Genomic DNA, 25,394 nt, shown 5'->3' with positions numbered 1-25,394 from the left:
CATGACACACCGGCGCTGGTTCACCCCGTGGCTGCTCGCCGGACCGGCCGTCGTCTGGCTCGCCGTCTTCAACCTGTGGCCGGCGGTGAACACCGTGATCCTTTCGTTCACCAACGCCAAACCACTGGGCGGCGGCCGCTTCACAGGCCTGGCCAACTACGAACGCGCCCTGAACGACGCCCAGTTGACGGACGCACTGATCAACAGCATCGTCTATCTGCTCATCTGCCTGCCGCTGCTGACCCTGCTGCCGCTGCTGCTCGCGCTGCTGGTGGAGCGGAGGCTGCCGGGGATCACCTTCTTCCGTACCGCCTTCTACACACCGGTGGTCGCCTCCGCCGTGGTGGTGGCCCTGATCTGGGGCTGGCTCCTGGACGACCGCGGCCTGCTCAACGGCGTGCTCGCCGGGCTCGGGCTCACGGACCGGCCGGTCGACTTCCTCACCGACCGCTGGCTGCTGCTGTTCAGCGCCATCGGCCTGACCGTGTGGAAGGGCCTCGGGTACTACATGGTCATCTACCTCTCCGCGCTCGGGAACGTGGGCCGCGAGCTGCACGAGGCCGCCGCCGTCGACGGAGCGTCCGCCGTACGCCGCTTCTGGCACGTGACCCTGCCGGGCGTGCGGACCACGATGATGCTGGTCTCCGTCCTGATCTCGGTCTCCGCGCTGCGCGTCTTCTCCGAGCTCTACGTCCTCTCCCACGGCACCGGCGGCCCGGGCGGCCGGGACATGTCGGTGGTCATGCTCATCCAGATGTACAGCCGCGGCTTCACCGGGCACATCGGCTACGCCTCCGCCCTGAGCCTGCTGCTCTTCGTGATCACCATCGGCCCGATGCTGCTCCTCGCCCGGCTGAACCGGAAGGCGGCCTGACCATGCCCGTACGAGCGTCACGGGGTTTCGGGACCCCCGGCCCGGCCGCGCAGTCGGCCCGGTACGCGCTGCTCGCCTTCGTCCTGCTGCTGACGATCGGGCCGTTCCTGTGGCAGCTGTCCACCTCCCTGAAGGGCCCGGGCGAGGACGTCTACTCCCGTACGCCGGACTTCCTCCCCCGCGACCCGACGCTCGCCAACTTCGCGCAGGTCGCCGACACCGTCCCGGTGTGGACGTACGCGCTCAACTCGCTGACGGTGGCGGCGATCGCCGTGGCCGGGAACGTCGTCGGGGCCACCCTCGCGGGCTTCGCCCTCTCCCGGCTGCGGTTCCGCGGCGCCCGGCTCGTACTCGGCCTGTTCGTCGCCACGCTGGTCCTGCCCGGTGAGGTCACGATCGTCTCCCAGTACGTGACGGTCCGCAGCATGGGCCTGACCGACACCCTGCTCGGAGTGGCGCTGCCCGGGGCCGTCGCCATGCTCAACGTGCTGCTGATGTACACGGCGTTCCAGGCCGTTCCGCCCGAGCTCGACGCCGCCGCGCTCGTCGACGGGGCGAACGTGTGGCAACGGCTGGTCCATGTGGGGCTGCCGAACGTACGGGGCATGCTGAGCGTGGTCGTGATCTTCACCTTCATCGGCGCCTGGGACGACTTCCTGTGGCCGCTGATCGTGCTCAACGACCCCGCGCGGTACACCCTCACCGTGGGGCTGCAGTACCTCGACGGCACGTTCACCGCCAACCCGCGGCTGATCGCGGCCGGAACCATGATCGCCTTCCTGCCGGTCGTGGCCGTGTTCGCCGCGCTCCAGCGGTTCTTCTTCAGGGGCGTCGAGGAAGGCGCCATCAAGGGATGACCAACGCAGAGGACGTGATGCGGAGAATGATCCCGCTGCCCGCCGCCCCGCGCTTCGGCGTCAACTACACGCCGAGCCGGGGCTGGTTCCACCACTGGCTGGACTTCGATCTCGACGAGGTCCGCACCGATCTGGACGCGATCGCCGCCCTCGGCCTCGACCACCTCCGGGTCTTCCCGCTCTGGCCCGTCTTCCAGCCGAACCGCACCCTGATCCGCCCGCGCGCCGTCGCCCAGCTGGTCGCCCTGGTGGACGCGGCGGCGGAACGGGGCCTGGACGTGGCCGTCGACGGGCTGCAGGGCCATCTCTCCAGCTTCGACTTCCGGCCCTCCTGGACGCTCACCTGGCACCGGCGCAACCTCTTCACCGATCCGGACGTGCTCGACGGTCAGGCCGCCTATCTGCGCACCCTCGCCTCGGCACTCGCGGACCGCCCCAACTTCCTCGGCATGACGCTCGGCAACGAGATCAACCAGTTCTCCGGCGATCCGCACCCCGATCCCGACCGGATCACCCCGGACGAGGCGGAGAGCTGGCTGCGGCGCATGCTCGAAGAGTGCGAGCGGGCGGCGCCCGGACGGCTGCATCTGCACGCGGAGTACGACGCCGCCTGGTACCTGGACGAGCACCCCTTCACACCCGCCCACGCGGCCCGGATCGGCGCGGTGACGGCCGTGCACTCCTGGGTCTTCAACGGCACCGCCCAGCGCTACGGCGCCGAGTCCGTCGCGACCGGGCAGCACGCCGCGTATCTCATCGAGCTGTCGAAGGCCTGGGCCGAGGATCCGGGCCGGCCGGTGTGGCTCCAGGAGGTGGGCGCGCCCGCCCCGCACATCGCGCCGGACCGGGCCGCGGACTTCACCCGTACGACCGTGGCGGCAGCCCTCGACTGTCCGGACCTCTGGGGCATCACCTGGTGGTGCTCGCACGACGTCGACCGCTCGCTCGCCGACTTCCCCGAACTGGAGTACAGCCTCGGCCTGTTGACCGGAGACGGTGCGGTGAAGCCGGCCGGACGGGCACTCGCCGACGCCGTGGCGGAGTTCCGTGCCCTCGCCCACCGGCCGCGTCCGAGGACCACGGCCCTCGTGCTCGATCTGCCGGACGAGGCGGCCAAGCGTTCGGCGTGCGCGCCGGGCGGGGCGTTCTTCGAGGCGTTCATGCGACTCGCCGCGGACGGCGCGCGGCCGGCCGTCGTACTGGCGTCCCGGGCGTCGGACCGCGATCATCTCACCGCACGCGGGATCACCGAGACGGTCACCGTCGACGACGTCGACAGGCCCTGACGACCACCCTCTCTTACGTGATGGAGCGACTGGCATGCATGACGACCGCACCCTGATCGAGTCCCGTCTCAAGCGCGTCCTGGAGGAGCGCATCCGGCCGGCGATCCATCCGGAGTCCGTACCCCTGGAGGTGGGGATCTGGACCGCGCCGGACGAGCCGGTGCCGGTGGCCGAGGGGATCGCCGCGCCGCGTACCCCGATCGCGGCGGGCGGGGCGTGGGGCGCTCCCTGGGGTACGAGCTGGCTCACGGTCTCCGGGCGGGTTCCGGAGGCCTGGGCGGGGCGGACGGTGGAGGCCCTGATCGACCTCGGTTTCGACGCGAACATGCCGGGCTTCCAGTGCGAGGGGCTGGTCTACCTGCCGGACGGCTCGCCGGTGAAGGGCCTCAACCCGCGCAATCAGTGGGTGCGGATCGCCGACCCGGCGGTCGGCGGCGAGGAGGTGCTGCTGCATGTGGAGGCCGCGTCCAATCCGGTGATCCTGGACTACCACCCCTTCCTGCCGACCGAGCTGGGCGATAAGGAGACGGCGGGCGACGCGCCGCAGTACCGGCTCGCGCGGATGGACCTGGCGGTCTTCGACGAGACCGTGTGGCAGCTGGTGATCGACCTGGAGGTGCTCGGCGAGCTGATGGCGGAGCTGCCGGTGGACGGCGCGCGCCGCTGGGACATCCTGCGGGCCGTGGAGAGCGCGCTGGACGAGGTCGACCTCCAGGACGTCAACGGTACGGCGGAGGCGGCCCGTTCGCGCCTCGCCGAGGCGCTCGCCTCGCCGGCCGAGCCGTCGGCGCACCGGATCAGCGCGGTCGGCCATGCCCATATCGACTCGGCCTGGCTGTGGCCGCTGCGCGAGACGGTCCGCAAGGTGGCCAGGACGACCGCGAACATGACGGCGCTCCTGGAGGACGAGCCGGACTTCGTCTACACGATGTCGCAGGCCCAGCAGTACGCGTGGATCAAGGAGCATCGTCCCGAGGTCTACGCGCGGGTGAAGAAGGCGGTCTCGGAGGGCCGGTTCGTGCCGGCCGGGGGCATGTGGGTGGAGTCCGACACCAACATGCCGGGCTCCGAGGCGATGGCCCGTCAGTTCGTGTACGGCAAGCGGTTCTTCCTGGAGGAGTTCGGCGTCGAGAACGAGGAGGCGTGGCTGCCGGACACGTTCGGCTTCGCGGGCGGGCTGCCGCAGATCATCAAGGCGGCCGGGTCGAAGTGGCTGCTGACGCAGAAGATCTCCTGGAGCCAGGTCAACTCCTTCCCGCACCACACGTTCTGGTGGGAGGGCATCGACGGGACGCGGATCTTCACGCACTTCCCGCCGATCGACACGTACAACTGCTCGATGCGGGGCAAGGAGATCGCCCACGCCGTCCGCAACTTCAAGGACAAGGGCCGGGCCCGGCACTCGATCGCTCCGACCGGCTGGGGTGACGGGGGTGGCGGCACGACCCGCGAGATGGTCGCGAAGGCGGCCCGGCTGCGGGACCTGGAGGGTTCGGCCCGGGTGCGCTGGGAGCGGCCCGCGGAGTTCTTCGCGAAGGCGGAGGCGGAGTATCCGCACGCCCCTGTCTGGGTGGGCGAGTTGTATCTGGAACTGCACCGGGCGACGCTGACGAGTCAGGCGCGGACCAAGCAGGGCAACCGGGCGAGCGAGAACCTGCTCCGCGAGGCGGAACTGTGGGCGGCCACGGCCGCCGTGCGGGCCGGAGTCCCCTATCCGCACGAGGAGCTGGACCGGATCTGGAAGACGGTGCTGCTGCACCAGTTCCACGACATCCTGCCGGGCTCCTCGATCGCGTGGGTGCACCGCGAGGCGGAGCGGACGTACGCGGCGGTCGCCGAGGAGCTGAACGGCATCATCGGCCGGGCACAGCGGGTGCTCGCCGGTGACCCGGTGGCGGGCGGCGAGACGGTCTTCAACGCGGCCCCGCACGAGCGCGCGGGGGTGCCGGCGGGCGGGGCGGGGGCCGTCACGGGGGTGGTGTCCGGCTGCACCGCCGAGGAGCGGCCCGGCGGCGGGTTCGTCCTGGACAACGGGCTGCTGCGCGTGACGGTGGACGGGCGCGGACTGGTGGTGTCGGTGCTCGACCTGGTGGCCGGGCGGGAGACGCTCGCCCCGGGGGCCGCGGGCAATCTGCTCCAGATCCATCCCGACTTCCCGAACATGTGGGACGCCTGGGACGTCGACCAGTTCTACCGCAACACCGTCACGGACCTGACCGGGGCGGACGAGGTGACGCTCGCCGAGACGAGCACCGGCTCCGTGTCCGTACGGGTGACGCGGTCGTTCGGGGCCTCGCGCGCCGTGCAGACGCTGACGCTCGCCGCGGGGGCGGGACGGCTCGACCTGGAGACCGAGGTCGACTGGCACGAGACGGAGAAGTTCCTCAAGGTGGCCTTCCCGCTCGACCTCCACACGGACCGGTACGCGGCGGAGACCCAGTTCGGCCATCTGTACCGGCCCACGCACACCAACACCAGCTGGGAGGCGGCCAAGTTCGAGGCGTGCAACCACCGCTTCGTGCACTTCGAGGAGCCCGGCTGGGGCGTCGCCGTGGTGACGGCGTCGACGTACGGGCACGACGTGACCCGTACCGTACGGCCGGGGGACGGCGGCACGACGACGACCGTACGGATGTCCCTGCTGCGCGCCCCGCGGTTCCCCGATCCGCACACCGACCAGGGGGTGCACCGCTTCCGCCACGCGCTGGTGCCGGGTGCCTCGGTCGGGGACGCGGTCCGCGAGGGATACCGGATCAGCCTGCCGGAGCGCCGGGTCCCCGGGGGCGCGGACGTCGCCCCGCTGGTCGTCCTGGACGACGACGCCGTCGTGGTGAGCGCCGTGAAGCTGGCCGACGACCGGGGCGGTGACGTGGTGGTCCGGCTCTACGAGTCCCGGGGCGGACGGGCGCGGGCGCGCCTGAGCACCGACTTCGCCTGGGACGGGGTGACGGTGTGCGACCTGCTCGAGCGGCCGCTCGCCGACGTGCCACCCGGCACGGCGCGTGCGGAGGACGGCGCCGTGGAGCTGGCCCTGCGCCCCTTCGAGCTGGTCACGCTGCGCTTCACGGGGGCGGGCCAGCGCGGGTGAAGGGCGTCTATCCGGAAGTCGTGCACATGACGCCGGCCCGCGCCCGCCAGATGCGGATGGTCGGTGGCCAGCTCGGGGTGGCGGTGCTCCAGCTCGTCGGGGTCCGTGCGCGGCCAGAGCCGTAGGGCGGCGACGGCGGCGAGAAGGGCGAGGAGGCCCAGCGCGCCGGCGGCGGCAGCGAGGCCGGCGCGGGCGGCCGTCCACCCGGCCAGCGGGTAGGCGAGCAGCCAGCAGCCGTGGGCGAGGGAGAACCGGGCGGCGAAGACGGCGGGCAGGTCCGCGCTGCCCGCCGAGCGCCGCAGCAGGCGCCCGCCGGGGGTCAGGACGGCGGAGGTGGCGGCGCCGAGGACGAGCCAGGCGGTGAGCAGGGCGGGCCAGGACCAGGGGCCCGGGCCCGCCGCCAGGCCGGCCGGGAGGAGGACGAGGACCCCGGCCGTCACGAAGGCCGCGGGGAGCATCAGGGCGCGGTCGCCGGTCCGGTCCAGGACGCGGGGCAGCACCAGCGCCGCGGCCATCGAGCCCGCTCCGTACGCGGCGAGGGCGAGCGTGACGTGACCGACGGGCCGTCCGAGGACCTCGCGGACCAGGACGACGGTGTTGACGAGGACCATCGCGCCGCCGGCGGCGACGACGAGATCGAGCGCGAGGAGGGCGCGCAGACGCGGGGTCGCCAGGACGAGCCGGATGCCGAAGGCGGCCCTGGCGTACGCGCCGCCGGTCCGTTCGGCCGGTGCGGGGGTGGGGAGGAGGACGGAGGCGACGAGGGCGGCGGAGGCGAGGAAGCCGACCGCGGTGCCGGTGAAGAGCAGGCCGGACGGGACGAGGACGAGCAGGGCGGCGGCCAGCGCCGGGCTGAACAGGTTCTCCAGGTCGTAGGCGAGGCGGGAGAGCGAGAGGGCGCGGGTGTAGTCGCGCTCGTCGGGCAGGATGTCGGGGACGGTCGCCTGGAAGGTCGGGGTGAAGGCGGCGGAGGCGGCCTGGAGCAGCAGGATCAGGACGTAGACCTGCCAGACCTCGGTGACGAAGGGCAGGGCGAGGGCGGCGGCGGCGCGCGTGAGGTCCATGGCGACGAGCAGCGCGCGCCGGGGTATCCGGTCGGCGAACGCGCTGACCAGTGGGGCGATTCCGACATAGGCGACCATCTTGATCGCGAGCGCCGTCCCGAGGACCGCGGAGGCGTCGGCGCCCGCGAGGTCGTAGGCGAGGAGGCTCAGCGCGACGGTGGCGAGGCCCGTACCGGCGAGGGCGACGACCTGGGCGGTGAAGAGGCGACGGTAGGTGCGGTGACGCAACACGGACAGCATGAGGCCCGCCCTCGTTCGGCTCCGGGGGTCGTGACCACGGTAGCGGACATGTGCATAGTTGCGCACATGTCAGATGCGGAGGGATCGGTTCAGTCGTGCCAGGGCTCGCCGGTCACCTGGTGGTCCGCGTGGTTGATCGCCTCGACGACGAGACGCCGCATATGGCCGTCCGGGAGCGTGTACACCACCCGGCGGCCGTCCTTGCGGTGCTGGACGAGCCCGCCGAGCCGCAGCTTCGCCAGATGCTGGCTGACCGCGGGCCGGGCCGCGCCGCAGGCCTCCGCGAGGGCGGTGACGTCCGACTCGGCGCGCGACAGCAGCCACACCAGATGCAGCCGGGTCGGGTCCGCGAGCAGCGCGAACACCCCGGCCGCGGCGGCGAGCTCAGGGGCGCCGGGCGTGCGCTGATGCACCACGCTCGCAGGTGAGGATCTCTCGCGTTCAGCCATGGGGCCATCGTAGGCGCGGCCGCGGAAACGGAAGGCGCCCCGGCGTGGAACGGAAACCGCCCCGGCGCGATGTGCGGCGCCGGGGCGGGTCCGTGAAGGCTGTCGGAGCTCAGTCAGAGCTTATGCATGCCCTTGTAGGGGCTGAGGACTCGGACCTGGGAGGCCCCGAAGTCGACGAGCAGCGCACCCGTCGGCTCCTGGCCGATGATCTTCCCGAGGCCGTGACGATCGTGGGAGACGCGGTCACCGACGGCGAACTCCTTGATCACGGGATCGACGGGAGCCGCGAAGGGGCTGGTGGACAGGTGGCGCCGGGGCGCGGATCGGTTCGTCATCGTCAAGCCAGTATGCCCTTCGGGAGGCCGCGGGCACAGACGCGAACGGTCCCGGGATCCCCGGGCGGCGATCACCGCGGACCCCGATCCGGCGGACGGTCACGCCAACACCCGGGCAGCGCATCGGTGTTGACCGGTTCACGGGACCGGAAGAACCGGAATGCCCTCCTCGACAGCAGTCGTGATCCCGCCGGGCGCACCGCTGTCACCCGACGATCAGCGTGCTGTCAGCGCCGCCGCACACCGTGTGACGTGTCGGTCGAGCACGAGGAGAGACGATGACCCACGTCATCCGGGCCGAAGGCCTGGTCAAGAGGTACGGGACCACGGCCGCCGTGGACGGTGTGGACCTGGAGGTCCGGGCCGGCGAGGTGGTGGGCCTGATCGGCCCCAACGGGGCGGGCAAGAGCACGGTCGTGCGGATCCTGTCCGCGCACGACCGGCCCGACGCCGGCCGGGCCACGGTCTGCGGTCACGACGTCGTACGAGAGGGACGGCGGGTCCGCGCGCTGCTCACCCCTGCGGGGGCCGCGGAGGGTGCAGGGGGCACGGGTGACGCCGGGCGTGCGGGGGCCGCGGGGGCCGACGGACTTCTCGGATGCTTCGCGCTCACCGGAGCCGTCGGCCGTCCGGTCGACACGCTCTCCGACGGGGAGCGGCGCGGCCTCGAACTGGTGGCGCGGCTCTCCGCAGGCCCCCAGGTGCTGATCCTGGACGAACCGGACAGCGGGCTCGACGTCCGGGCGCGGCGGGCGGTCCGGGACGTCGTCCGCCGGCTCGCGGCGGAGGGGACGGCCGTGCTCTTCACGACACAACACCCGGACGAGGCGGACGGCCTGGCCGACCGGGTGGCTCTGCTCGACCGCGGCCGGATCGTCGCCGAGGGACGGCCGGAGGAGGTCGGGCGCCGGGCCGGGGAGGCGTCGTTGCGCGTCCGGCCGAGCCTGGCGGGGGACGGGGACGCGGTGTCCCGGATCCTGACGGAGCTGACCGGTGCCGCCCCGTCGTACGAGCCGCACACCGGCACCCTGTCCGCCCCGGCCGCCGACCCGATGCTCCTGTCCGCACTCGTACGGCGCCTGGAACGCTCCGGCATCGGCACCGAGACCCTGGGCCTGCACCAGCCGACCCTCCAGGACGCCCTCGCCGCGCTCGCGTACCGGCCCACCGCGCGCCGGACGGAGTGACGGCCGCCCCCGTCCGAGGGAGGCACGCCGCCGTGGGTCAGAGGGGCCGGACCCGGGAGCGCAGGAGGCAGAACTCGTTGCCCTCGGGGTCGGCCAGGACGTGCCAGCTCTCGGTGCCGGTCTGACCGACGTCGGCGGGCCGGGCGCCGAGAGCGAGCAGCCGCTCCAGCTCGGCGTCCTGGTCACGGTCGGTGGCGTTGACGTCCAGGTGCAGCGGGAGCTTCCCGCTGCGCGGGGCGGTGCTCCGGCTGAGGACGAGGGTGGGCCCCGCCCCGTGGGGATCCGGAGGCCCGATCTCGATGCTCCCGTCCTCCTCGCGGTCGCGTTCGACGTAGCCGAGGACCTCGCTCCAGAACGCGGCGAGCCGCTCCGGGTCTGCGCAGTCGATGACGAGCTCGGTGATGCGGCATGCCATGCCGGTCAGTGTACGGAGCGGGCGGCCGTTCCGGCCGGACGGGCGGTGAGGGGGAAGACGGGCCGGGAGGCGGGCCGTCACGTGATGTCCACGCCCTCCCCCGTCACACGGCGTCCACGCCCTCCACCCTTCAAGGGACTTCCACGTCCTGCCCCCGTCACACGGTGTCCGCGCCCTCCGCTGTCACGAGCCCCAGCGCCTCCTGTCGCGGGAGGGTCGCGCCGCGCTCGTAGGCCTCGGCGTACGCGGACTCGCCCAGCGTCTCCGTCAGTCCGGCGGCCAGGGCCCGCAACTCCGGGTCACCGAAGTCGAACGCGCCGCGGATCGCCCTCGTCATGCCCAGGGCGGTCGCCGCGCCGACCTGATCACCCTCCAGGGCGATCAGCAGCGCGCGTTGCTCCGTGACCCACGTGATCCCGTTGTTGTCGCCTCGCGCGACATAGCCGCGCACCGCTCGGGGCAGGAGGGCCCTGGCCTCCTCGGACGCTCCCCTGGTGATCAGGTTCGCCATCCTGCCGGCGGTGATGATGTCCCGGCTCGTCTGCTCGGGGTACGGGAGCCGGTGCACGACGGCCTCCATCCGGTCCAGGGCTTCCTCGGCCAGGCCCAGCGCGCCGGCGACACGGTGCGCGTAGGCGAGCTGGGGCAGGAGCCCGACCTCCATCCGGCGAAGACCGCGATCCCTGGCCAGTCGCCGGGCCGCGTGGATGTCGCGCACGGCGCCTTCGTGGTCCCCGGAGCGCGACCGCTCCTGCGAGAGGCGGAACTTGGTCCACGTGAGGTGTTCCTCGGTGCCCAGTTCGGAGCTGATCGCCACCGCCCGTTCGAACACCGCAAGGGCGGGGCCGTACTCGGCCCGCAACGAGTGGTCACGGCCGAGCGGGAGCAGGCTCATCAACAGCCCCCAGCGGTCCCCGACCTCCTCGAAGCCGCGCAGGGCCGCGGCGCGTGCCTCGGCTCCGCTCTCCAAGTCTCCCTGCTCGGTGAGGACGAAGTCGTGCGCCCAGTGGGCGCTGGCCCGGACCCAGGGGTCCGTGGAGCGCAGGGACTGCCGGAGCCCCCGCTCCCGCTGGTCCGCGTCGCCCGCGAGCTGGGACATCCGCAGCAGAGGAAGGGCCGGATGGAAGCCGAGCACCTCGGCGGTGTCGACGCTCGCCGGGTCCGTCGGCGTGTCCTCCCGCTCGGCGTCCGGGGTGCCGGCGGCGGTGCGGACGAGTCCGAAGGCGACCCTCGCCTCCTCGGGCAGGGCGTCGCCGAGCTCGAGCACGGCTCCGAGGAAGGTCTCGAACTGGGTGGTCATCCCGCGGATCCCCCAGTACCAGAACATCGCCCGGACGAACCGGGCCGCCTTCGCGGCGTCCCGGGCGTCGAGGACCGACCGCAGTGCGGCCACCATGTTCTCGTGCTCGGCGTCGAACACCGCGATCGCGCGCAGCTGTTCGCCGGTGCGCAGCAGGGGTTCCAGCTCCTCGGCGAGGGCCAGGAAGTGGTCGGCGAACGGAAGGGAGACCCCGTCCCCGGCCCGGGCGAGCCGGTCGGCGGCGAAGGCCCGTACGGTCTCCAGCATCCGGTACCGGGGCTCGCCCTCGCCGGAGGAGGTCACGAGGGACTTCTCGACGAGGGCGCCGAGTACGTACACCACGTCCTCGGCGGGGAGGGTGTCGTCGGCGCAGACTCCCTCGAGGGCGGCGACGGTGGCTCCTCCGGGGAAGACCGACAGCCGCCGGGCCAGGAGACGTTCGGGCTCGTCGAGGAGGTCCCAGCTCCATTCGACGAGGGCGAGCAGGGTCCGCTGACGGGGCAGGGCGGTGCGGCTCCCCGACGTGAGGAGCCGGAAGCGGTCGTCGAGGCGGCGCGCGATCTGGTCCACGCTCATCGAGCGCAGCTTGGCCGCGGCCAGTTCGAGGGCGAGCGGCATGCCGTCGAGGCGACGGCAGATCTCGACGGTGGCGCCCGCCGTGGTGTCGTCGAGCGCGAAGTCGGGGCGGACCCCCACGGCCCGGTCGACGAAGAGCCGTACCGCGGCCGCGTCGCGGGCCTCGGCCGTCTCCCGCGAGGGGTCCGGGAGTTCCAGCGGACCGAGCGGGCAGAGTGCCTCGCCGGTGATGGCGAGGGCCTCTCGGCTGGTGGCGAGGATCCTCAGCAGCGGCAGCCGGTCGAGGAGTTCCTCGGCGAGTTCGGCCGCGGCCTCGACGAGGTGTTCGCAGTTGTCGAGGACGAGGACGGCCTCGCCGCCGTCGAGGAGCTCGGCCAGCCGGTCGACGGGCGTCGCGCCCGCGCCCTGCGCGCCGTTGTACACGCGGCCGTCCTTGGAACCGAGCGCGCCCAGCACCGCGTCGGCCAGCCGGTCGCCGTGGCTCACACCGGCGAGGGGCGCGAACCAGACCCGGCCGCGCTCGTGGGCGCGGTGCCGGGTCGCGGCCTCCAGGGAGAGCCGGGTCTTGCCGGCGCCGCCGAAGCCGACGACGGTGACGAGGCGGGAGGAGGACAGCAGGGCTGCCACACGCTCCAGTTCGCGGTCCCGGCCGACGAAGCTCGTCAGCCGGGCCGGAAGGCGGCTCGCCGCCGCGGTCTCGGGACGGTCGGCGGGCGCGGTCAACTCGCCTCGCAGGAGCGCCATATGGACGTCCTGGAGTTCGGCGGACGGGTCGACGCCGAGTTCCTCGCCGAGCCGGCCGCGCATCTCCTCGTACACGGCGAGCGCGTCGGACTGGCGGCCGGCGGCCGACAGCGCCTTCATCCGCAGACCGGCGATGCGCTCGCTCAACGGGCGTTCGGCACCGGCTGTTTCGAGGTCAGTGAGGACCTCGGAGTACCGTCCGATACGCAGTTCGGCGTCGAACCGGTCCTCGGCGGCGGAGGCCCGCACGTCGTCGAGACGGATGGCGACGGTACGCGCGTAGGGGGCGTCGAGGACGTCGGCAAGCGCCGGGCCCCGCCACAGCGCGAGGGCCTCGCCGAGCAGCGAGGCGGCCTCGTCCGCGCGCCCGGCCGCCAGAGCGCGCCTGCCGCGTGCCGCCAGTTCCTCGAAGCGGTGGGCGTCCACGTCCTCGTCGCGTACCGACAGGCGGTAGCCGCCGGCGACGGACTCCAGCGTGGCGACGCCCCGCAGGGCCTTGCGCAGCCGGGACACCAGCGCCTGGAGGGCGTTGCCCACCTCGGCCGGGGAGTCGGCCCCCCACAGGCCATCGACGAGCGTGTCCGCAAGGACGGGCCGGCCACCCTCCAGCGCGAGCCTGGCCAGCAGCATCCGCAGCCGGAGACCTCCGATGTCGACCGGCGACGCGTCGTCGGTCAGGGCCTCGACCGGACCGAGCAGGACGATCTTCACGACGGTGGCCTCCCCCAGGCGCAGCGAACCCCGCCATCCTAGCGATCTTGCCCGGCCGGGGCTCCTCGAATGCCCGCGCCCCACCACCCCCTCGCCGCGGCCGGACGGGCCGTTGGCCGGATCGGCGTGTCGCGCGGTGGATCACCGACGTACGGTGTGAGCCGGGGAGTTCGTGGCGCGGGCGACGGGAGGGCGAGCGATGGTTCCGGGGACGGTGCAACAGCTGACGATCCTGCTGGTCCTGGTGCTGCCCGGGGTCTTCTACCAGGCCGTACGGGAGCATCTGCGCGGGGCCGTCGCGGCGGAGCAGGAGCCGCAGAACCGGATCGTGCGGGCCGTCGCGGCCGGGGCGCTGCTCGACGCCGTGTACGCGGCGGCCGCGGGCCCGTGGCTGGTGCGGCTGCTCACGGGGGACGGCCGGGGGCCGGTCGCCGGGATGCTCGAACGCCCACGGGAGGCGGGCCTGGCAGCGCTGCTCCTGGTGGTCGCGGTGCCGTCGGGGATCGCCTGGGCGGAGGCGGTGCGGGACCGGCGACGGCGGCGGGCGCGGTACGAGCCGACGCCGACGGCCTGGGACGCGCTGTTCCGCGACCGCGGGTCCTGCTTCGTCCGGGCCCGGCTCAAGAACGGTCTGTGGGTGGGTGGGTGGCTGGGATCGAGGTCGGCGGTCTCCGCCTATCCGCACCCGGGTGACCTCTACCTTCAGTCCCAGTACCGGATGGCACCCGACGGCGCGTTCCTCGGAAAGGTCCCCGACACCGGCGGGGTCTATCTGCGGGCCGCCGACATCGACGTACTGGAAGTGCTGCTGGCGCCGCCGGCGCCGCCGGTCGTGCCGGAGCAGCAGCCCCGGGAACAGATGGAAGGAGCAGAGGATGACGCGACATCACCGGTCGTCTGACGAGCCGGAGTGGGAGGACATGATCGCCGAGTTCTCCGAACGGCGGACGTACCGCCCGTCCGACGAGGCGCCGGAGCCCGACGACGTGCCGCAGGCGCCGTCGGGCACGGCGGTGGGCGACGGGGCGACGACGCAGGAGTGAGCCGCGTCGCCGCGCGTGCGTCACGGCCCGGTGTGGATGTGCGCGGCCCACAGGTGCGGGGCACGGGCGAGGCGCCGGCGCAGCTCGCGGACCGGGCGGTGCAGCGCCGTCGCCGGATCGATCGGACGGCCGCGCGGGAGGTCCTCGGTCAGCGCCGTGTACAGCTCCTCCGTCAGCCGCGTCGCCACCTTGTCCGCGACGGGCCACAGCGTGCCGATCACATGCGGGTACCCGGCCAGTTGGAAGGCGGACGCCAGCTGCACCGACTCGTCGGGAAGCGTGAGTCCGCCCTGGGAGGTGGAGCAGGCCGACAGGACGGCGAGGACCGCCTCGCGCGGGCGCTGCTCGGCCGCGTCGCGGACGGTGAGCCGCCCGTCGTGGAGGATCAGTCCGCTCTCGGACGGCCTGTCCGGCTCGCTGACCCCGTGACAGCTGAAGTGGACCCACGGGTGGGCGGGTAGCGCCTGCCGCACCGCGTCGACGGTGGCGGCGGGACCGGCGAGTTCGAGGTGCGCCGGGAACAGCTTCCGCAGCAGCTTCGCCTCCTGGGAGGCCCCGGGCAGGGAGGGGGCTCCGGGTGTGTCCGCGAGGGTGACGATCAACGGGGCGGGCGTGGCCACGGCGGTGCCCGAGGGCGCCTGCCGGGCGCGGTCCAGGGCGCGCAGCGTCGGTGTGTACGAGGAGACGACCCGGTCCATCACGCTCGCCCCGGAGCCCGGCCCCGACCGGGTTCCGGCGTCGGAGCGGCCCGCCGCGTGCAGGGGCAGCAACGCCAGCCACCCGGTGGGGCACCACCACAGCCGGCTCCACGACGCGTCGTCGGGCGGGGCGGTGTGCAGGCCGAGGCGGTCGAGGACCGGCTCCGCGACGGCGGTCCACAGCCACTCCAGGGTCTCCGACAGCGTCCCCATCGCGGAGAAGGCCTGCCGGGTCCCCTGGTCCCCGTACGCGTCGTCGACGGCCTGGAGGAACGCCGTGGCCCGGTCGAGGACGCCGGCCGGGGTGAGTGCGGGCAGCGGGACGACCTCGATGCCCCGGTCGGCGGTGACCACGAGCGCGTCGGAGCGGTACCGGCTGACGTTGACCACCACGACCGGGCCCCCGGAGGCCGCGCCGATCAGCTCCGCCACGCGCGGTGCGGCCAGGAAGCCTTCGAGGCCGGGGAGTCGGCGGATCCGGTCGAGGAGGTCGTCCCACGTCCGGGCGAGGGCGTGCCGTGACTCGGCGAGCAGCCCGGCCTCGTGGCCCGAGTACGCGGGGTCGGCGGGCCCCAGACCCCCGGGCGACGCGGGGCGGGGCGGTCCGGCGCTCAGGGAGTCCCGGACGCGTTCGAACTCGGTGGCCAGGGCGGGGTCGGCCGTACGCAGCCGGGAGAGGTCGCCGCGGGCCTCCAGGCCCTGGGCGAGCAGCACGCCCCGCCCCTGTTCGAGGAGCGTGAGCGCGGCCTGCGGGTCGCCCTGCCGCAGCGCGAGCGCGGCCGCGTCGGAGGCGAGTCCCGTACCGGCGACCAACCGGTCCTCCTGGTCGGCGCGTTCGAGGCCGCGCGGGGCGAGGCGGGGCAGGAGGCCGACGGCGTACGTGTAGCCCCCGAGCGCCTCGGCGTCCTGGCCGGCGGCGACGGCCGCCTCGCCCCAGGTGCGGGCGGCGAGCAGCCGCTTGGCCACGGAGGCGACCGGGTTGCGGGCGGCCTGCCGGGCGAGGCGGACGGCCTCGGCGAGTTCCTGCGGGCCGACGCTGTCGTCGGCGAGGTGGGTCTTCGCCAACTGGGTCCGGGCCAGGACCCATTGGACGTGGGAATGGTGGGGGTGGCTCTCGGGCAGCCGGTCGAGCGCCTCCCGGGCGGCGTCCGCTCCGCGGGCGAGAACGGGCGCGAGCGCCGGATCGGCGGGGTCCTCGGCCACCTCCGCGGTGATCATGCTCGTGGCGGCGAGGTTGATCAGGGCCACGGTACGCCGTGGGTGACGGTCGTCGAGTCCGGCGACGGCCTCCTCCAGGACGCGCCTCGCCTCGGCGAGCAGCCCCGGATCCGTGGCGTCGCCCGGGCCGCCGAGTGCGGTGCGGTGCAGCAGGACGCCGAGGTTGACGCGCGCGATGTCCCTGCCGTGCCGTTCACCGCCCGCGAGGGAGACCGCCTCGCGCAGCAGCCCCGCCGCCTCGTCGGCGGCGCTCCGGTCGTGCGTGGCCTCGTACCGGATCCGTAGCGCCTCGGCGAGGTTGGAGAGGTGGGCGGCGCGCTCGAAGGAGGTGGGCGGGCTCTGCCGGACGGCGTGGCGCAGGACGTCCACGCCCTCGTCGAGCCATCTGCTGTCGCCGGTGAGGCGGGAGCGACGGGTGAGGGCGAAGCCCAGGTTGGTGAGGACGCCCGCCCGTCCCCTGTGCCCGGCGGGGACGACGGCGGCGGCTTCCCGCAGGATGCCGATCGCGGTGCCCATGAGCGTGTCGTCGGCGGTGTCGGCGGCCCGGCCGCACAGCGCGGTGCCGTAGCTGGTGAGGAGGGCGTGGCGCTCGCCGGGATCGTGCGGGCTCGCGAGCGCCGCGCGGTAGTGGTCCAGGGCCTCGTCGCGCAGGTCTTCGTCGTAGGTGCGGAGGTGGAGCTCGGCGAGGACGTTGGCGAGGCCGGAGCGGGCGCGCGACCCGGACGTGTGGCGCGTGCCCGTCCCGTACGTGTCCGTGCGGTGGGAGCCGGTCTCCTCGGCGACGGCGACCGCCTGGCGGTGCCACTGGACGGCCTCTTCGAGCGGGGCGCCGTCGCCGGTGAAGCGGGAGAGGGAGCGCAGGGCGGCGCCCAGGCGGGAGAGGTTCTCGCCCCTGCCCGGCGTGGTGGGCCCCGAGATCCGTACCGCCTCGCGCAGCACGTCCACGGCCTCCGTGACGAGGCCGGCGTCCGAGCGGATCTGGGCGAGGTCCTCCAGGGCGTCGCCCAGGTTCCCGAGGCGGTGTGCGCGGTAGTGGTCGCCCGGCGCGGTCGCGGCGACGGCGTCCCGGTGCGCCCGCACGCCCTCGGCCAGCAGCGCCTCGTCGGCGGTCAGGGCGCCGGAACTCACCAGGGCGACGCCGAGGTTGGAGCTGCTCACCGCTCTGTCGTGGCCGCCGGTGCGCGACGCGGCCGCCACGGCCAGGCGCAGGACGCGCACGGCCTCGGCGTGTCCGTCCGGGTCCCGCTTCGTGATGGCGAGGTGCAGGTGGATGCCGCCGAGTGCGGACAGGTACTCCGCGCGTCGCGGGTCGTCGTCGCCCAGCAGGCCGAGGGCCCGCCGGATCAGGGCGATGCCCTCGCTCCGCTTCTCCTCGGCGCCCGGGCCGGGGGCGCCCTCCGCCGCTGCGCGCTCGGAGAACCGCCAGGCGAGCGCGTGCCCGAGGGCGTAGGTCACGCCCGTCGTGTCCCCGCCGGTCGCCTCCGTGAGGGCGAGCGCCTCCCGGAACGTCCGCTCCGCCTCCGCCGCGGCGGCTTCGGCGGTCTCCCCCCTGCCGTCCGCCGACGCGTCCAGGGTCCTGGCCAGTTCGAGCAGGACGCGGGCGCGTTCGGCCGACCGCGGTGGGGTGTCCGCGGCGAGCCGGCGCAGCAGGGCGAGCGGTTCGGCGAGCGCGCCGGACGGGCCGCCGAGGGCGTCGGCGTGCAGGCGCAGCAGGGCGGCGAGCTCCAGGGCGCGGCCCGTGTGGTGCCGGTCGTCTCCCCCGGTGGCGTCCATGGCGCTGCGCGCGTGCCCGATCGCGGCCTCCAGGTCGGCGAGGACACCGGTCTCGGCGTACCGGGAGCGCAGGACCTCGGCCAGGACGTACTGGGCGTGGGTGTGGGCCGGGTGACCGGGCGGGGCCGCGGCCAGGGCGTCGCGCGCGGCGCCGTGCGCGTCGTCGAGGGCGGAGGGGTTCCGGGCACCGGCCGTGCTGCCGTTGAGCGCGTGGGCCAGGTTGGCGAGGTAGAGGGAGCCCTCGACGGGGTTGTCCGCCGCCGCGGCGGCGCGTCGGCAGGTGGCGATGCCCTCCGCGTGGAGCGCGGTGCGGTCCTGTGCGCCGGGAGCGTCCAGGGGTGCCATCGAGAGGGTGACGAGCGCCATGCCGAGATCGTTCAGGTGCGCGGCGGGCGGAGGCTGGTCCGGGTTCGCGGCGGTGGAGCGGCGCAGGGCGTCGACGGCCTCGGGGAGGAGAGCGGGGTCGCGGAGCTGCGCGGCGGCGTTCAGGAGCGCCGTGCCCAGCAGGGCGAGGTGGAGGGCGTGGTGGGGATCGTCCGGTCGGCTCGCGCGCACGGTCCGGCGCAGCACGTCGACGCTCTCCCGCGCGACGGCGGGGTCCCCGGAGGCCTCCGCGGCGTGGTTCAGGACGAGCCCCAGGTTGCCCGCTCTGCGGGCCTGTTCGACCCGCTCACCGGGTGCGGCGGCCACGGCGGCGCGGCTGTGGTGGACGGCCTCGGCGAGGATCTCCGGTCCGCCGCCGTCCCGGAATCCGTACAGCATCGTCAGACCGAGGTCGGAGAGGCAGGTGCCCTGTTCGGCGCTGCCGTCGGGGAATCCGGCGACGGCGTGGCGCAGCAGCGCGGCCGCGGCGGGCAGCGGTCCGGGGTGGCGGTGGCGGGTGTAGAGGGCGAGGATTCCGGCGCCCGCCTGGTACGCGTCGCCCGGGTCCGCCTCCGCTCCGGCGGGCTCGCCCGCGAGCAGCGCGAGGACCGGGCCGAGGACGGGCGGTACGTGGGCGGGCGAGGCGCGGTGGACGTCGAGGAAGCAGAGGACGGCGGAGCCGAGGGCCGCCATGTCCGCGCCCTCGCCGGCGAGGTGGCGGCACCATTCGTAGTACCCGATCGCGTTGACGGCGACGAGCAGGACGTTCCCGTCCGGCAGCGTCCCGGCGCGGCGTATGCCGTCGGCCGTCGCGGCGGCCTCGTCGGTCAGGAACCAGCGCAACGCGCCGGGATCGTGGTCGGCCCGTAAGACCCGGTCCATCATCCGCTGAGCCGTCGCTTCGACGTTCATCCCTGGTCGCCGCTCCCCGTCGGAGTTCTCGTCCTCGGAGGTCAACGTAGCCCAGCACAGGGGGAGTTCCCCCGGGCGGCCTCGGCTACGGCAGCCGGGCCGCCGCGGCGTCCAGCATCAGGTCCAGGGCGAAGGGGTAGCCGCTGTCGCGCATGTCGGCGGCGAGGATCGGGAAGGTCGCCGCGATGTTCGGGTGGGTCTCCGCCGGCAGTCTCCCGTACGAGGCGCGCCACACCTCCTCGTCCGCCACGCGCGCGGGGTCCGGCAGGGCGAGCGCGGCGGCGTCCAGGGCCGCGAAGGCCAGAGCCTGGTCGACGAAGGCGTGGTACAGCGGTACGGCCGTCGTGTCGGGGAAGCCGGCCCCGCGCAGGATGCCCAGGATCTTCTCCACGGCCGCCGTCTCGTGGGCGCGGCCCGTGGTCCGGTGCGCGGCGAGCAGCGCCGCCTGCGGGTTGGCGAGGTACACGGCGTGGATCCGCAGCCCCATGTCGCGGAGGTCCGCCCGCCAGTCGCCGGTCGCCCGCCAGCCCTCCTGCGCGCGTCCGACGAACTCGTCCGCCAGCGCGAGCAGCAGGTCGTCGGTGTTGCGGAAGTAGCGGTAGAGGGAGCTGGGGTCGGCCCCGAGGGCGGCGCCGAGCCGCCGTACGGACAGGGCGTCCGCGCCGTGTCCGCCGACGAGCCGCAGCGCGGTCTCGATGATCAGCCGTTCCGAGAGGACGGCGCCTTGTTTGGTGGGCCTGCGGCGCCGCCGCTGCCCTTCCGGGACCACTCGCTCGACCATGCGACCCACCTTATGACAACACCATTGACGTGTAAACGGCTCGCCCAGTTCCATGTGCGTTCACCAGGCACGCCTCCTTCTCCCGTTCTGGAGCATCCCCATGACCAAGGCCGATCTGGTCTTCACCCAGGGACCCGTCCACACCGGCGATCCCGCCCGCACCCGGGCGAGCAGCCTCGCCGTCACCGGCGAGCGCATCACCGCCGTCGGTCATGACGAGGTGCGCCAACTCATCGGGCCGGACACCGAAGTCGTCGACCTCCGGGGAAAGCTGCTCCTTCCCGGCTTCCAGGACGCACACGTCCACGCCGTGTTCGCCGGGACGGAGCTGGCCGAGTGCGACCTGACCGGCACAGTCGGCGTCGAGGACTACCTGACCCGGATCCGGGAGTTCGCCGAGGCCCACCCGGACCGGCCGTGGATCACCGGCGGCGGCTGGTCGATGGAGAGCTTCGAGGGCGGCCTGCCCACCCGGCAGCTGCTCGACTCGGTCGTCCCCGACCGGCCGGTCTATCTCGTCAACCGCGACCACCACGGCGCCTGGGCGAACACGCGTGCCCTCGAACACGCCGGGCTCACCCGGGAGACCCCCGACCCCGCCGACGGGCGGATCGAGCGTGAGCCCGACGGCACCCCGAGCGGCACCCTTCAGGAGGGCGCCACCGGTCTGGTCTCCCGGCTCGTCCCGCCGAGTTCCGCCGCCGACCGGCTCACCGGACTCCTGCGCGCGCAGAAGCTGCTCCACTCGCTCGGCATCACCGGCTGGCAGGACGCCATGCTGGGGATGTACGGCGGTCACCCCGACCCCTCCGACGCCTATCTCGCGGCCGCCCGCGCCGGGACGCTCACCGCCCGGGTCACCGGCGCGCTGTGGTGGGACCGCGAGCGGGGGGACGAGCAGATCGACGACCTCGTCACCCGTCGCAAGGAGCTGACGTACGGGCGGTTCCGGGCCGGCTCGGTCAAGATCATGCAGGACGGCGTCGCCGAGAACTTCACGGCCGCGATGACGACTCCGTACCTCGACGGGTGCGGCTGCGCCACCGCCAACTCGGGGCTCAGCTTCGTCGACCCGGTCGCGCTGCGCTCGTACGTGACCCGCCTCGACGCCCTCGACTTCCAGGTGCACTTCCACGCGCTCGGCGACCGCGCGGTGCGGGAGGCCCTCGACGCCGTCGAGGCCGCGGTCGAGGCCAACGGCCGGCGCGGCAACCGGCACCACCTCGCCCATCTGCAGGTGGTCCACCCCCACGACCTGGACCGGTTCGCCCGCCTGGGGGCCATCGCCAACATCCAGCCCCTGTGGGCCGCGCACGAGCCGCAGATGGACGAGCTGACGATCCCCTTCCTCGGACCCGAACGGACCTCCTGGCAGTACCCGTTCGGCTCCCTGCTGCGCGCCGGGGCCACCCTGGCGGCGGGCAGCGACTGGCCCGTCTCCAGCCCCGACCCGATCGCGGGCATCCATGTCGCGGTGAACCGGAAGGAGCCCGGCACGTCCGACGAGCGGATCTTCCTGCCGGAGCAGCGCCTCGACCTGGCCTCCGCCGTCGCCGCGTACACGGCCGGTTCCGCGCATGTGAACGGGCTCGACGAGACCGGCACGCTGCTCCCGGGGAACCTCGCCGACCTGGTCGTCCTCGACCGTGACATCTTCACCGCGCCGCCGGAGGAGATCGCCGAGGCCCGGGTCCTCAGCACCTACGTCGGCGGCACGCCGGTCCACACGGCCTGACGCCACCCCGCCTGCGGCCCACCGGCCCGGCGGCCACCCCCGCCCACGGCCTGTCGCGTCTCCGCGGCAGCCCGTCGGCCCGTCGGCCCGTCAGCCCGGCGCACCCGCGCCCCGCACAGCCGCACCGCCGCACAGCCCCACCGCGCCCCACCCCCCACTCCGCAGTACCACCCCCACGCCGCTCCACCGCAGCCCCGCACCACGCTCCATCCCCCAGCGCCCGTCACTACACCCGTAAGGGGTGGGTCTCCTTGCGCATCTCCAGAACCACCGCACTGCTCGTCTGCACCGCCGCCGTCGCGGCCGCCACCGCCGGCTGTTCCGGCGCGACCGGATCCGGATCCGGCGGCGGCGCCGCCTACACCGTCACCCCCACCTCCCCCGCCGCGAAGGGCACCATCGGCGCCCTCACCTGGTCGCTGTACGCCGAGCCGTACACGCTCGACTACGCCCTCGCGTACGACTACCCGCCCAACACCGTGCTCGCCAACGTGTGCGAGCAGCTCCTGCGGGTCACCCCCGACCTGAAGATCGAGCCCGGGCTCGCCGTGAAGTACGCCAACCCCGATCCGAAGACCTGGGTGTACACCCTGCGTCCGGGCGTGACGTTCCACGACGGCACGACCATGACCGCCGACGACGTGGTCGCCTCCCTGAAGCGCCACACGGACCCGGCGACCGGGTCGCCCTGGGGGTCGGCGTTCAGGAACGTCACCTCGATCACCAGCAGCGGTCCGCTGGAGGTGACGATCCGGCTCTCCCGGCCCGACGTCCTGCTCAACGAGCTGATGGCGGCCTCGCCGGGCACCGTCGAGAGCGCCGCCTTCCTGGCGAAGGCCGGCAAGGACTACGGCGGCCCCAAGGGGAAGGTCAACTGCACCGGCCCGTACGCCCTGGACGGCTGGGCGCAGGGCGAGAGCGTCACGCTCAAGAAGTACCCGGGGTACTGGGACACCTCCCTGGCCCCGAAGAACGACACCGTCACCTTCACGTTCGTCGAGGACCCGGCCGCCCGTACCAACGCCTTCCTGTCGGGCACGGCCGACGGCGGCTACATGGTGCCCGCCACCTCGCTGACCCAGCTGCGGTCCACCCCGAAGGGGAAGGTGTACTTCGGCCCCAACACGGCGGCCGCCGACCTCTCCGTCCTCGACTTCAAGGGCCCGCTCGGCGACCTGAAGGTCCGGCAGGCACTCTCCATGGCGCTCGACCGGAAGAACATCGTCAAGGCGGCGGCCGGCGGCGTCGGCGTCCCGGCCAAGGCGCCCACCGCACGCGGTGCGTGGGCGCTCGTGCCGGAGAGGACCGACGCCTACTTCGACGCCCTGCCCGAGCCGGTGTACGACGTGGCCGCCGCGAAGAAGCTGGTCGAGGAGGCCGGTGCCACCGGGCGGAGGATCACGCTCGTCACCAGTTCGCTCGCGCCGGAGATCAGTGTCGTGGCCAACGCCGTCCAGGCGGCGGGGCGGCAGATCGGGCTCGACGTCCGGTTGAAGTCCGTCGCCCCGGAGGCGTACAGCAGCATCTTCGTCGACCCCGAGGCGCGCAAGGGCCTGGACCTGGTCATCACCAACGGGTACGACAACACGCCCGATCCGCTGGAGTTCTACCAGTACCTGAGCAGCGGCCACGTCGGGAACTACGGCAACTGGTCGAACGCCGAGTACGACGCGGCCTTCGACCGGGCGAACGCCGAACCCGATCCGGCCCGCCGGGCGGACCTGACGGCCGAGCTGCAGAAGATCGCCGTACGCGAACTCCCCGTCATCCCGCTGTACGAAGCCCCCTACTCGGTCTTCCTGGGGAGCGGAGTCACCGGCGCGCCCACCGGGATCGCGCAGCTGTACTACCCCTGGGCCGCGACGATCGGGGCCGCACAGTCATGACGCGCTATCTCGCGGGCCGGCTCCTCGGACTGGTGACGGTCCTGCTCGTCACGTCGGTCCTGGTCTTCGCCGCCGTGCATCTCGCCCCCGGCGACCCGGTGTCCTTCCTGCTGCACGGCCGTCCCGCGACGCCGGAGGCGGTGGCGGCGCTGCGCAGCCAGTACCACCTGGACGATCCGCTTCCGGTCCAGTACGCGAAGTGGCTGGGCGGGGTCCTGCACGGCGACTTCGGCCGCTCGGCGCAGTTCCACCAGGACGTCGGTCCGCTCATCGGCTCGCGTCTGCCGGGCACGGCCGTGCTCGTGGGGTACGCGGCGCTGCTCGTCGCCGTCCTCGGGGTGTCCGCGGGCGTCCTGGCGGCGCTGCGGCCCGGGGCCGTGGACCGGACGGTGCTGCTCGGGACCGGTGTGGCGACGGCGACCCCCTCGTTCGTGAGCGCCATCGCGCTCGTCTCGCTCTTCTCCGTCCAACTGGGCTGGTTCCCCGGGCCCGGTGGCACTCCGGAGGGCTTCACCGACCGGGTGTACCACCTCACGCTGCCGGCGTTCGCCCTGGCGATCACCTTCGCCGGGATGCTCGCCCGGGTCACCCGGTCCGCGATGCTCGACGAGATGGGGCGCGAGCACGTCGAGGTGGCCCGGGCGCGTGGGGTCGCGAGCGCGTCCGTGGTCCGCCGGCACGTGCTCCGCAACGCCCTGGGGCCGATCGTGACCGTCGGCGGCACGATGCTCGCCGGTCTGCTGATCAGTACGTCGATCGTGGAGACCGCGTTCAACGTGTCCGGCATCGGTTCGCTGCTCGTGCAGTCGGTGACGGCCAAGGACTTCGCCGTCGTCCAGGCGATCACCCTGCTGAGCGTGACGGCGTTCGTCGTCGTCAATCTCGTCGTCGACCTGCTCGTTCCGCTGGTCGACCCCCGGCTGTCCGTCCACGGGGAGGCATCCCGATGACCACCACCGTCTCCCCCGCATCCGGGGCGCTGCGCCGCCGCCCGGGTCTGGGCGCGCTGCGCGTCCTCGGCCAGGGGCCGCTCTTCAGCGCCGCCGTCGTCGTGCTGGCCGGGCTCGTCCTGGTCGCCGTGTTCGCGCCCGTACTCGCGCCGTACGACCCCGAGGCGCTCGATCTGTCGGCGAGCCTGGTGGGAACCGGCGGCGACCATCTCCTCGGCACCGACCAGTCGGGCCGGGACATCCTGTCGCGACTGCTGCACGGTGCGCGGACGGGGCTGCTCGGACCGCTGCTCGTGGTCGGCGTCTCGACGCTGCTCGGCACCCTGCTCGGGCTGGTCGCCGCGTGGCGCGGCGGCTGGGCGGACGTGCTGCTGTCCCGGTCGATGGACCTGGCCTTCGCGATTCCCGGGCTGCTGTTCGCGATCCTCCTCGTGGCCGTGCTCGGTTCGGGCATGACCGCGCCGGTGATCGCCATGGCGGTGGCGTACACGCCGTACGTGGGGCGGCTCGTGCGGGGGATCGCCCGCCAGGAGAAGGCCCGCGCGTACATCGAGTCGTACCGCGTGCAGGGCTGGTCGGGCTGGACGATCTGTCTGCGGCATCTGCTGCCCAACATCGCCCCGACGGTGTTCGCGCAGTCCGCGATGAACTTCGGGTACGCCCTGATGGACCTCGCCGCCCTGTCGTTCCTCGGCTTCGGCGTGCAGCCGCCCACGGCGGACTGGGGCGCCATGATCAACGAAGGCCAGGCGGCGCTCCAGCAGGGGGCGATGCTGCCCGCGCTCGCGCCGTCGTTCTGCGTGGTCCTCGCCGTGGTGGCGTTCGGCATCGTCGGCGAGGGCCTCGCCGACCGGATCGCGAAGCGGGAGCGGTGAACACCATGAACCCAATGAATCCCATGGGTCCCAT

17 protein-coding genes and 1 pseudogene are annotated in these 25,394 nt (G+C 73.6%); 11 read left to right on the top strand and 7 right to left on the bottom strand.

Features of this window, described 5'->3' with window-relative positions:
* Nucleotide 1: 1 nt before the first annotated feature.
* From ACFVGW_RS21015 to ACFVGW_RS21000, 4 genes are read left to right on the top strand one after another with little or no spacing between them, the layout of a single operon-like run.
* Nucleotides 2-874: a sugar ABC transporter permease gene (locus ACFVGW_RS21015; protein WP_352187612.1), complete on the top strand. Its 873-nt coding sequence runs from the start codon at nt 2-4 to the stop codon at nt 872-874.
* A gap of 2 nt (nt 875-876) precedes the next feature.
* Nucleotides 877-1,731 (top strand): carbohydrate ABC transporter permease, encoded by an 855-nt coding sequence (locus ACFVGW_RS21010; protein WP_385853058.1) that lies wholly within the window; start codon nt 877-879, stop codon nt 1,729-1,731.
* Nucleotides 1,728-3,017 carry a glycosyl hydrolase gene (locus tag ACFVGW_RS21005; RefSeq protein ID WP_385853057.1) on the top strand — a complete coding sequence of 430 codons (1,290 nt, stop codon included), beginning with the start codon at nt 1,728-1,730 and terminating at the stop codon, nt 3,015-3,017. Before ACFVGW_RS21010 ends, ACFVGW_RS21005 begins: the two co-directional genes overlap by 4 nt.
* Nucleotides 3,018-3,051: 34 nt before the next feature.
* Complete coding sequence (locus ACFVGW_RS21000) at nt 3,052-6,105, top strand: alpha-mannosidase (protein ID WP_385853056.1); 3,054 nt, start codon at nt 3,052-3,054, stop codon at nt 6,103-6,105.
* On the opposite strand, the pseudogene ACFVGW_RS20995 reads toward ACFVGW_RS21000, so the two are convergent.
* From ACFVGW_RS20995 to ACFVGW_RS20985, 3 genes and pseudogenes are all read right to left on the bottom strand, one after another.
* Nucleotides 6,096-7,409 (bottom strand): annotated as a pseudogene (locus tag ACFVGW_RS20995) (MFS transporter); the annotation flags it as partial. The gene ACFVGW_RS21000 and the pseudogene ACFVGW_RS20995 sit on opposite strands and share 10 nt — an antisense overlap.
* 89 nt (nt 7,410-7,498) lie before the next feature.
* Nucleotides 7,499-7,858, bottom strand: coding sequence for an ArsR/SmtB family transcription factor (locus tag ACFVGW_RS20990; protein WP_385853055.1), 360 nt, complete (start codon nt 7,856-7,858; stop codon nt 7,499-7,501).
* A 113-nt stretch (nt 7,859-7,971) separates the two neighbouring features.
* Nucleotides 7,972-8,193: a hypothetical protein gene (locus ACFVGW_RS20985; protein WP_383223567.1), complete on the bottom strand. Its 222-nt coding sequence runs from the start codon at nt 8,191-8,193 to the stop codon at nt 7,972-7,974.
* A 278-nt stretch (nt 8,194-8,471) separates the two neighbouring features.
* On the opposite strand from ACFVGW_RS20985, the gene ACFVGW_RS20980 reads away from it, so the two are divergent.
* Nucleotides 8,472-9,380: an ATP-binding cassette domain-containing protein gene (locus ACFVGW_RS20980; RefSeq protein ID WP_385853054.1), complete on the top strand. Its 909-nt coding sequence runs from the start codon at nt 8,472-8,474 to the stop codon at nt 9,378-9,380.
* 37 nt (nt 9,381-9,417) lie between these two features.
* On the opposite strand, the gene ACFVGW_RS20975 is transcribed toward ACFVGW_RS20980, so the two are convergent.
* Complete coding sequence (locus ACFVGW_RS20975) at nt 9,418-9,795, bottom strand: VOC family protein (RefSeq protein WP_383288475.1); 378 nt, start codon at nt 9,793-9,795, stop codon at nt 9,418-9,420.
* 157 nt (nt 9,796-9,952) lie between these two features.
* Nucleotides 9,953-13,126 carry a BTAD domain-containing putative transcriptional regulator gene (locus tag ACFVGW_RS20970; RefSeq protein WP_385853053.1) on the bottom strand — a complete coding sequence of 1,058 codons (3,174 nt, stop codon included), beginning with the start codon at nt 13,124-13,126 and terminating at the stop codon, nt 9,953-9,955.
* A 214-nt stretch (nt 13,127-13,340) separates the two neighbouring features.
* On the opposite strand from ACFVGW_RS20970, the gene ACFVGW_RS20965 reads away from it, so the two are divergent.
* The gene (locus ACFVGW_RS20965) at nt 13,341-14,027 is read left to right on the top strand and encodes a DUF6338 family protein (protein ID WP_385853052.1); all 687 of its coding nucleotides are present in this window, start codon (nt 13,341-13,343) and stop codon (nt 14,025-14,027) included.
* Nucleotides 14,002-14,169, top strand: coding sequence for a hypothetical protein (locus ACFVGW_RS20960; protein ID WP_385853051.1), 168 nt, complete (start codon nt 14,002-14,004; stop codon nt 14,167-14,169). The genes ACFVGW_RS20965 and ACFVGW_RS20960 overlap by 26 nt, the downstream gene beginning before the upstream one ends.
* A gap of 20 nt (nt 14,170-14,189) precedes the next feature.
* Here the strand turns inward: ACFVGW_RS20960 and ACFVGW_RS20955 are convergent, their stop codons facing one another.
* The gene (locus tag ACFVGW_RS20955; RefSeq protein WP_385853050.1) at nt 14,190-19,133 is read right to left on the bottom strand and encodes a CHAT domain-containing protein; all 4,944 of its coding nucleotides are present in this window, start codon (nt 19,131-19,133) and stop codon (nt 14,190-14,192) included.
* A gap of 85 nt (nt 19,134-19,218) precedes the next feature.
* Nucleotides 19,219-19,914 (bottom strand): TetR/AcrR family transcriptional regulator, encoded by a 696-nt coding sequence (locus ACFVGW_RS20950; RefSeq protein ID WP_385853049.1) that lies wholly within the window; start codon nt 19,912-19,914, stop codon nt 19,219-19,221.
* A 100-nt stretch (nt 19,915-20,014) separates the two neighbouring features.
* Here ACFVGW_RS20950 and ACFVGW_RS20945 point away from each other — a divergent pair, with 100 nt between their 5' ends.
* From ACFVGW_RS20945 to ACFVGW_RS20930, 4 genes are all read left to right on the top strand, one after another.
* Nucleotides 20,015-21,649: an amidohydrolase gene (locus ACFVGW_RS20945; protein ID WP_385853048.1), complete on the top strand. Its 1,635-nt coding sequence runs from the start codon at nt 20,015-20,017 to the stop codon at nt 21,647-21,649.
* A 251-nt stretch (nt 21,650-21,900) separates the two neighbouring features.
* Complete coding sequence (locus tag ACFVGW_RS20940) at nt 21,901-23,535, top strand: ABC transporter substrate-binding protein (protein WP_385853047.1); 1,635 nt, start codon at nt 21,901-21,903, stop codon at nt 23,533-23,535.
* Entirely contained in the window at nt 23,532-24,485 is a 954-nt protein-coding gene (locus tag ACFVGW_RS20935) for an ABC transporter permease (protein WP_385853046.1), read from the top strand. The genes ACFVGW_RS20940 and ACFVGW_RS20935 overlap by 4 nt, the downstream gene beginning before the upstream one ends.
* Nucleotides 24,482-25,360: an ABC transporter permease gene (locus tag ACFVGW_RS20930; protein ID WP_385853045.1), complete on the top strand. Its 879-nt coding sequence runs from the start codon at nt 24,482-24,484 to the stop codon at nt 25,358-25,360. Before ACFVGW_RS20935 ends, ACFVGW_RS20930 begins: the two co-directional genes overlap by 4 nt.
* The last annotated feature ends 34 nt before the right edge of the window (nt 25,361-25,394 follow it).

This window comes from Streptomyces sp. NPDC127129, from assembly GCF_042671585.1.
In the GTDB taxonomy this organism is placed as follows: Bacteria; Actinomycetota; Actinomycetes; order Streptomycetales; family Streptomycetaceae; genus Streptomyces.
This window is presented reverse-complemented; position numbering and strand designations above follow the sequence as displayed.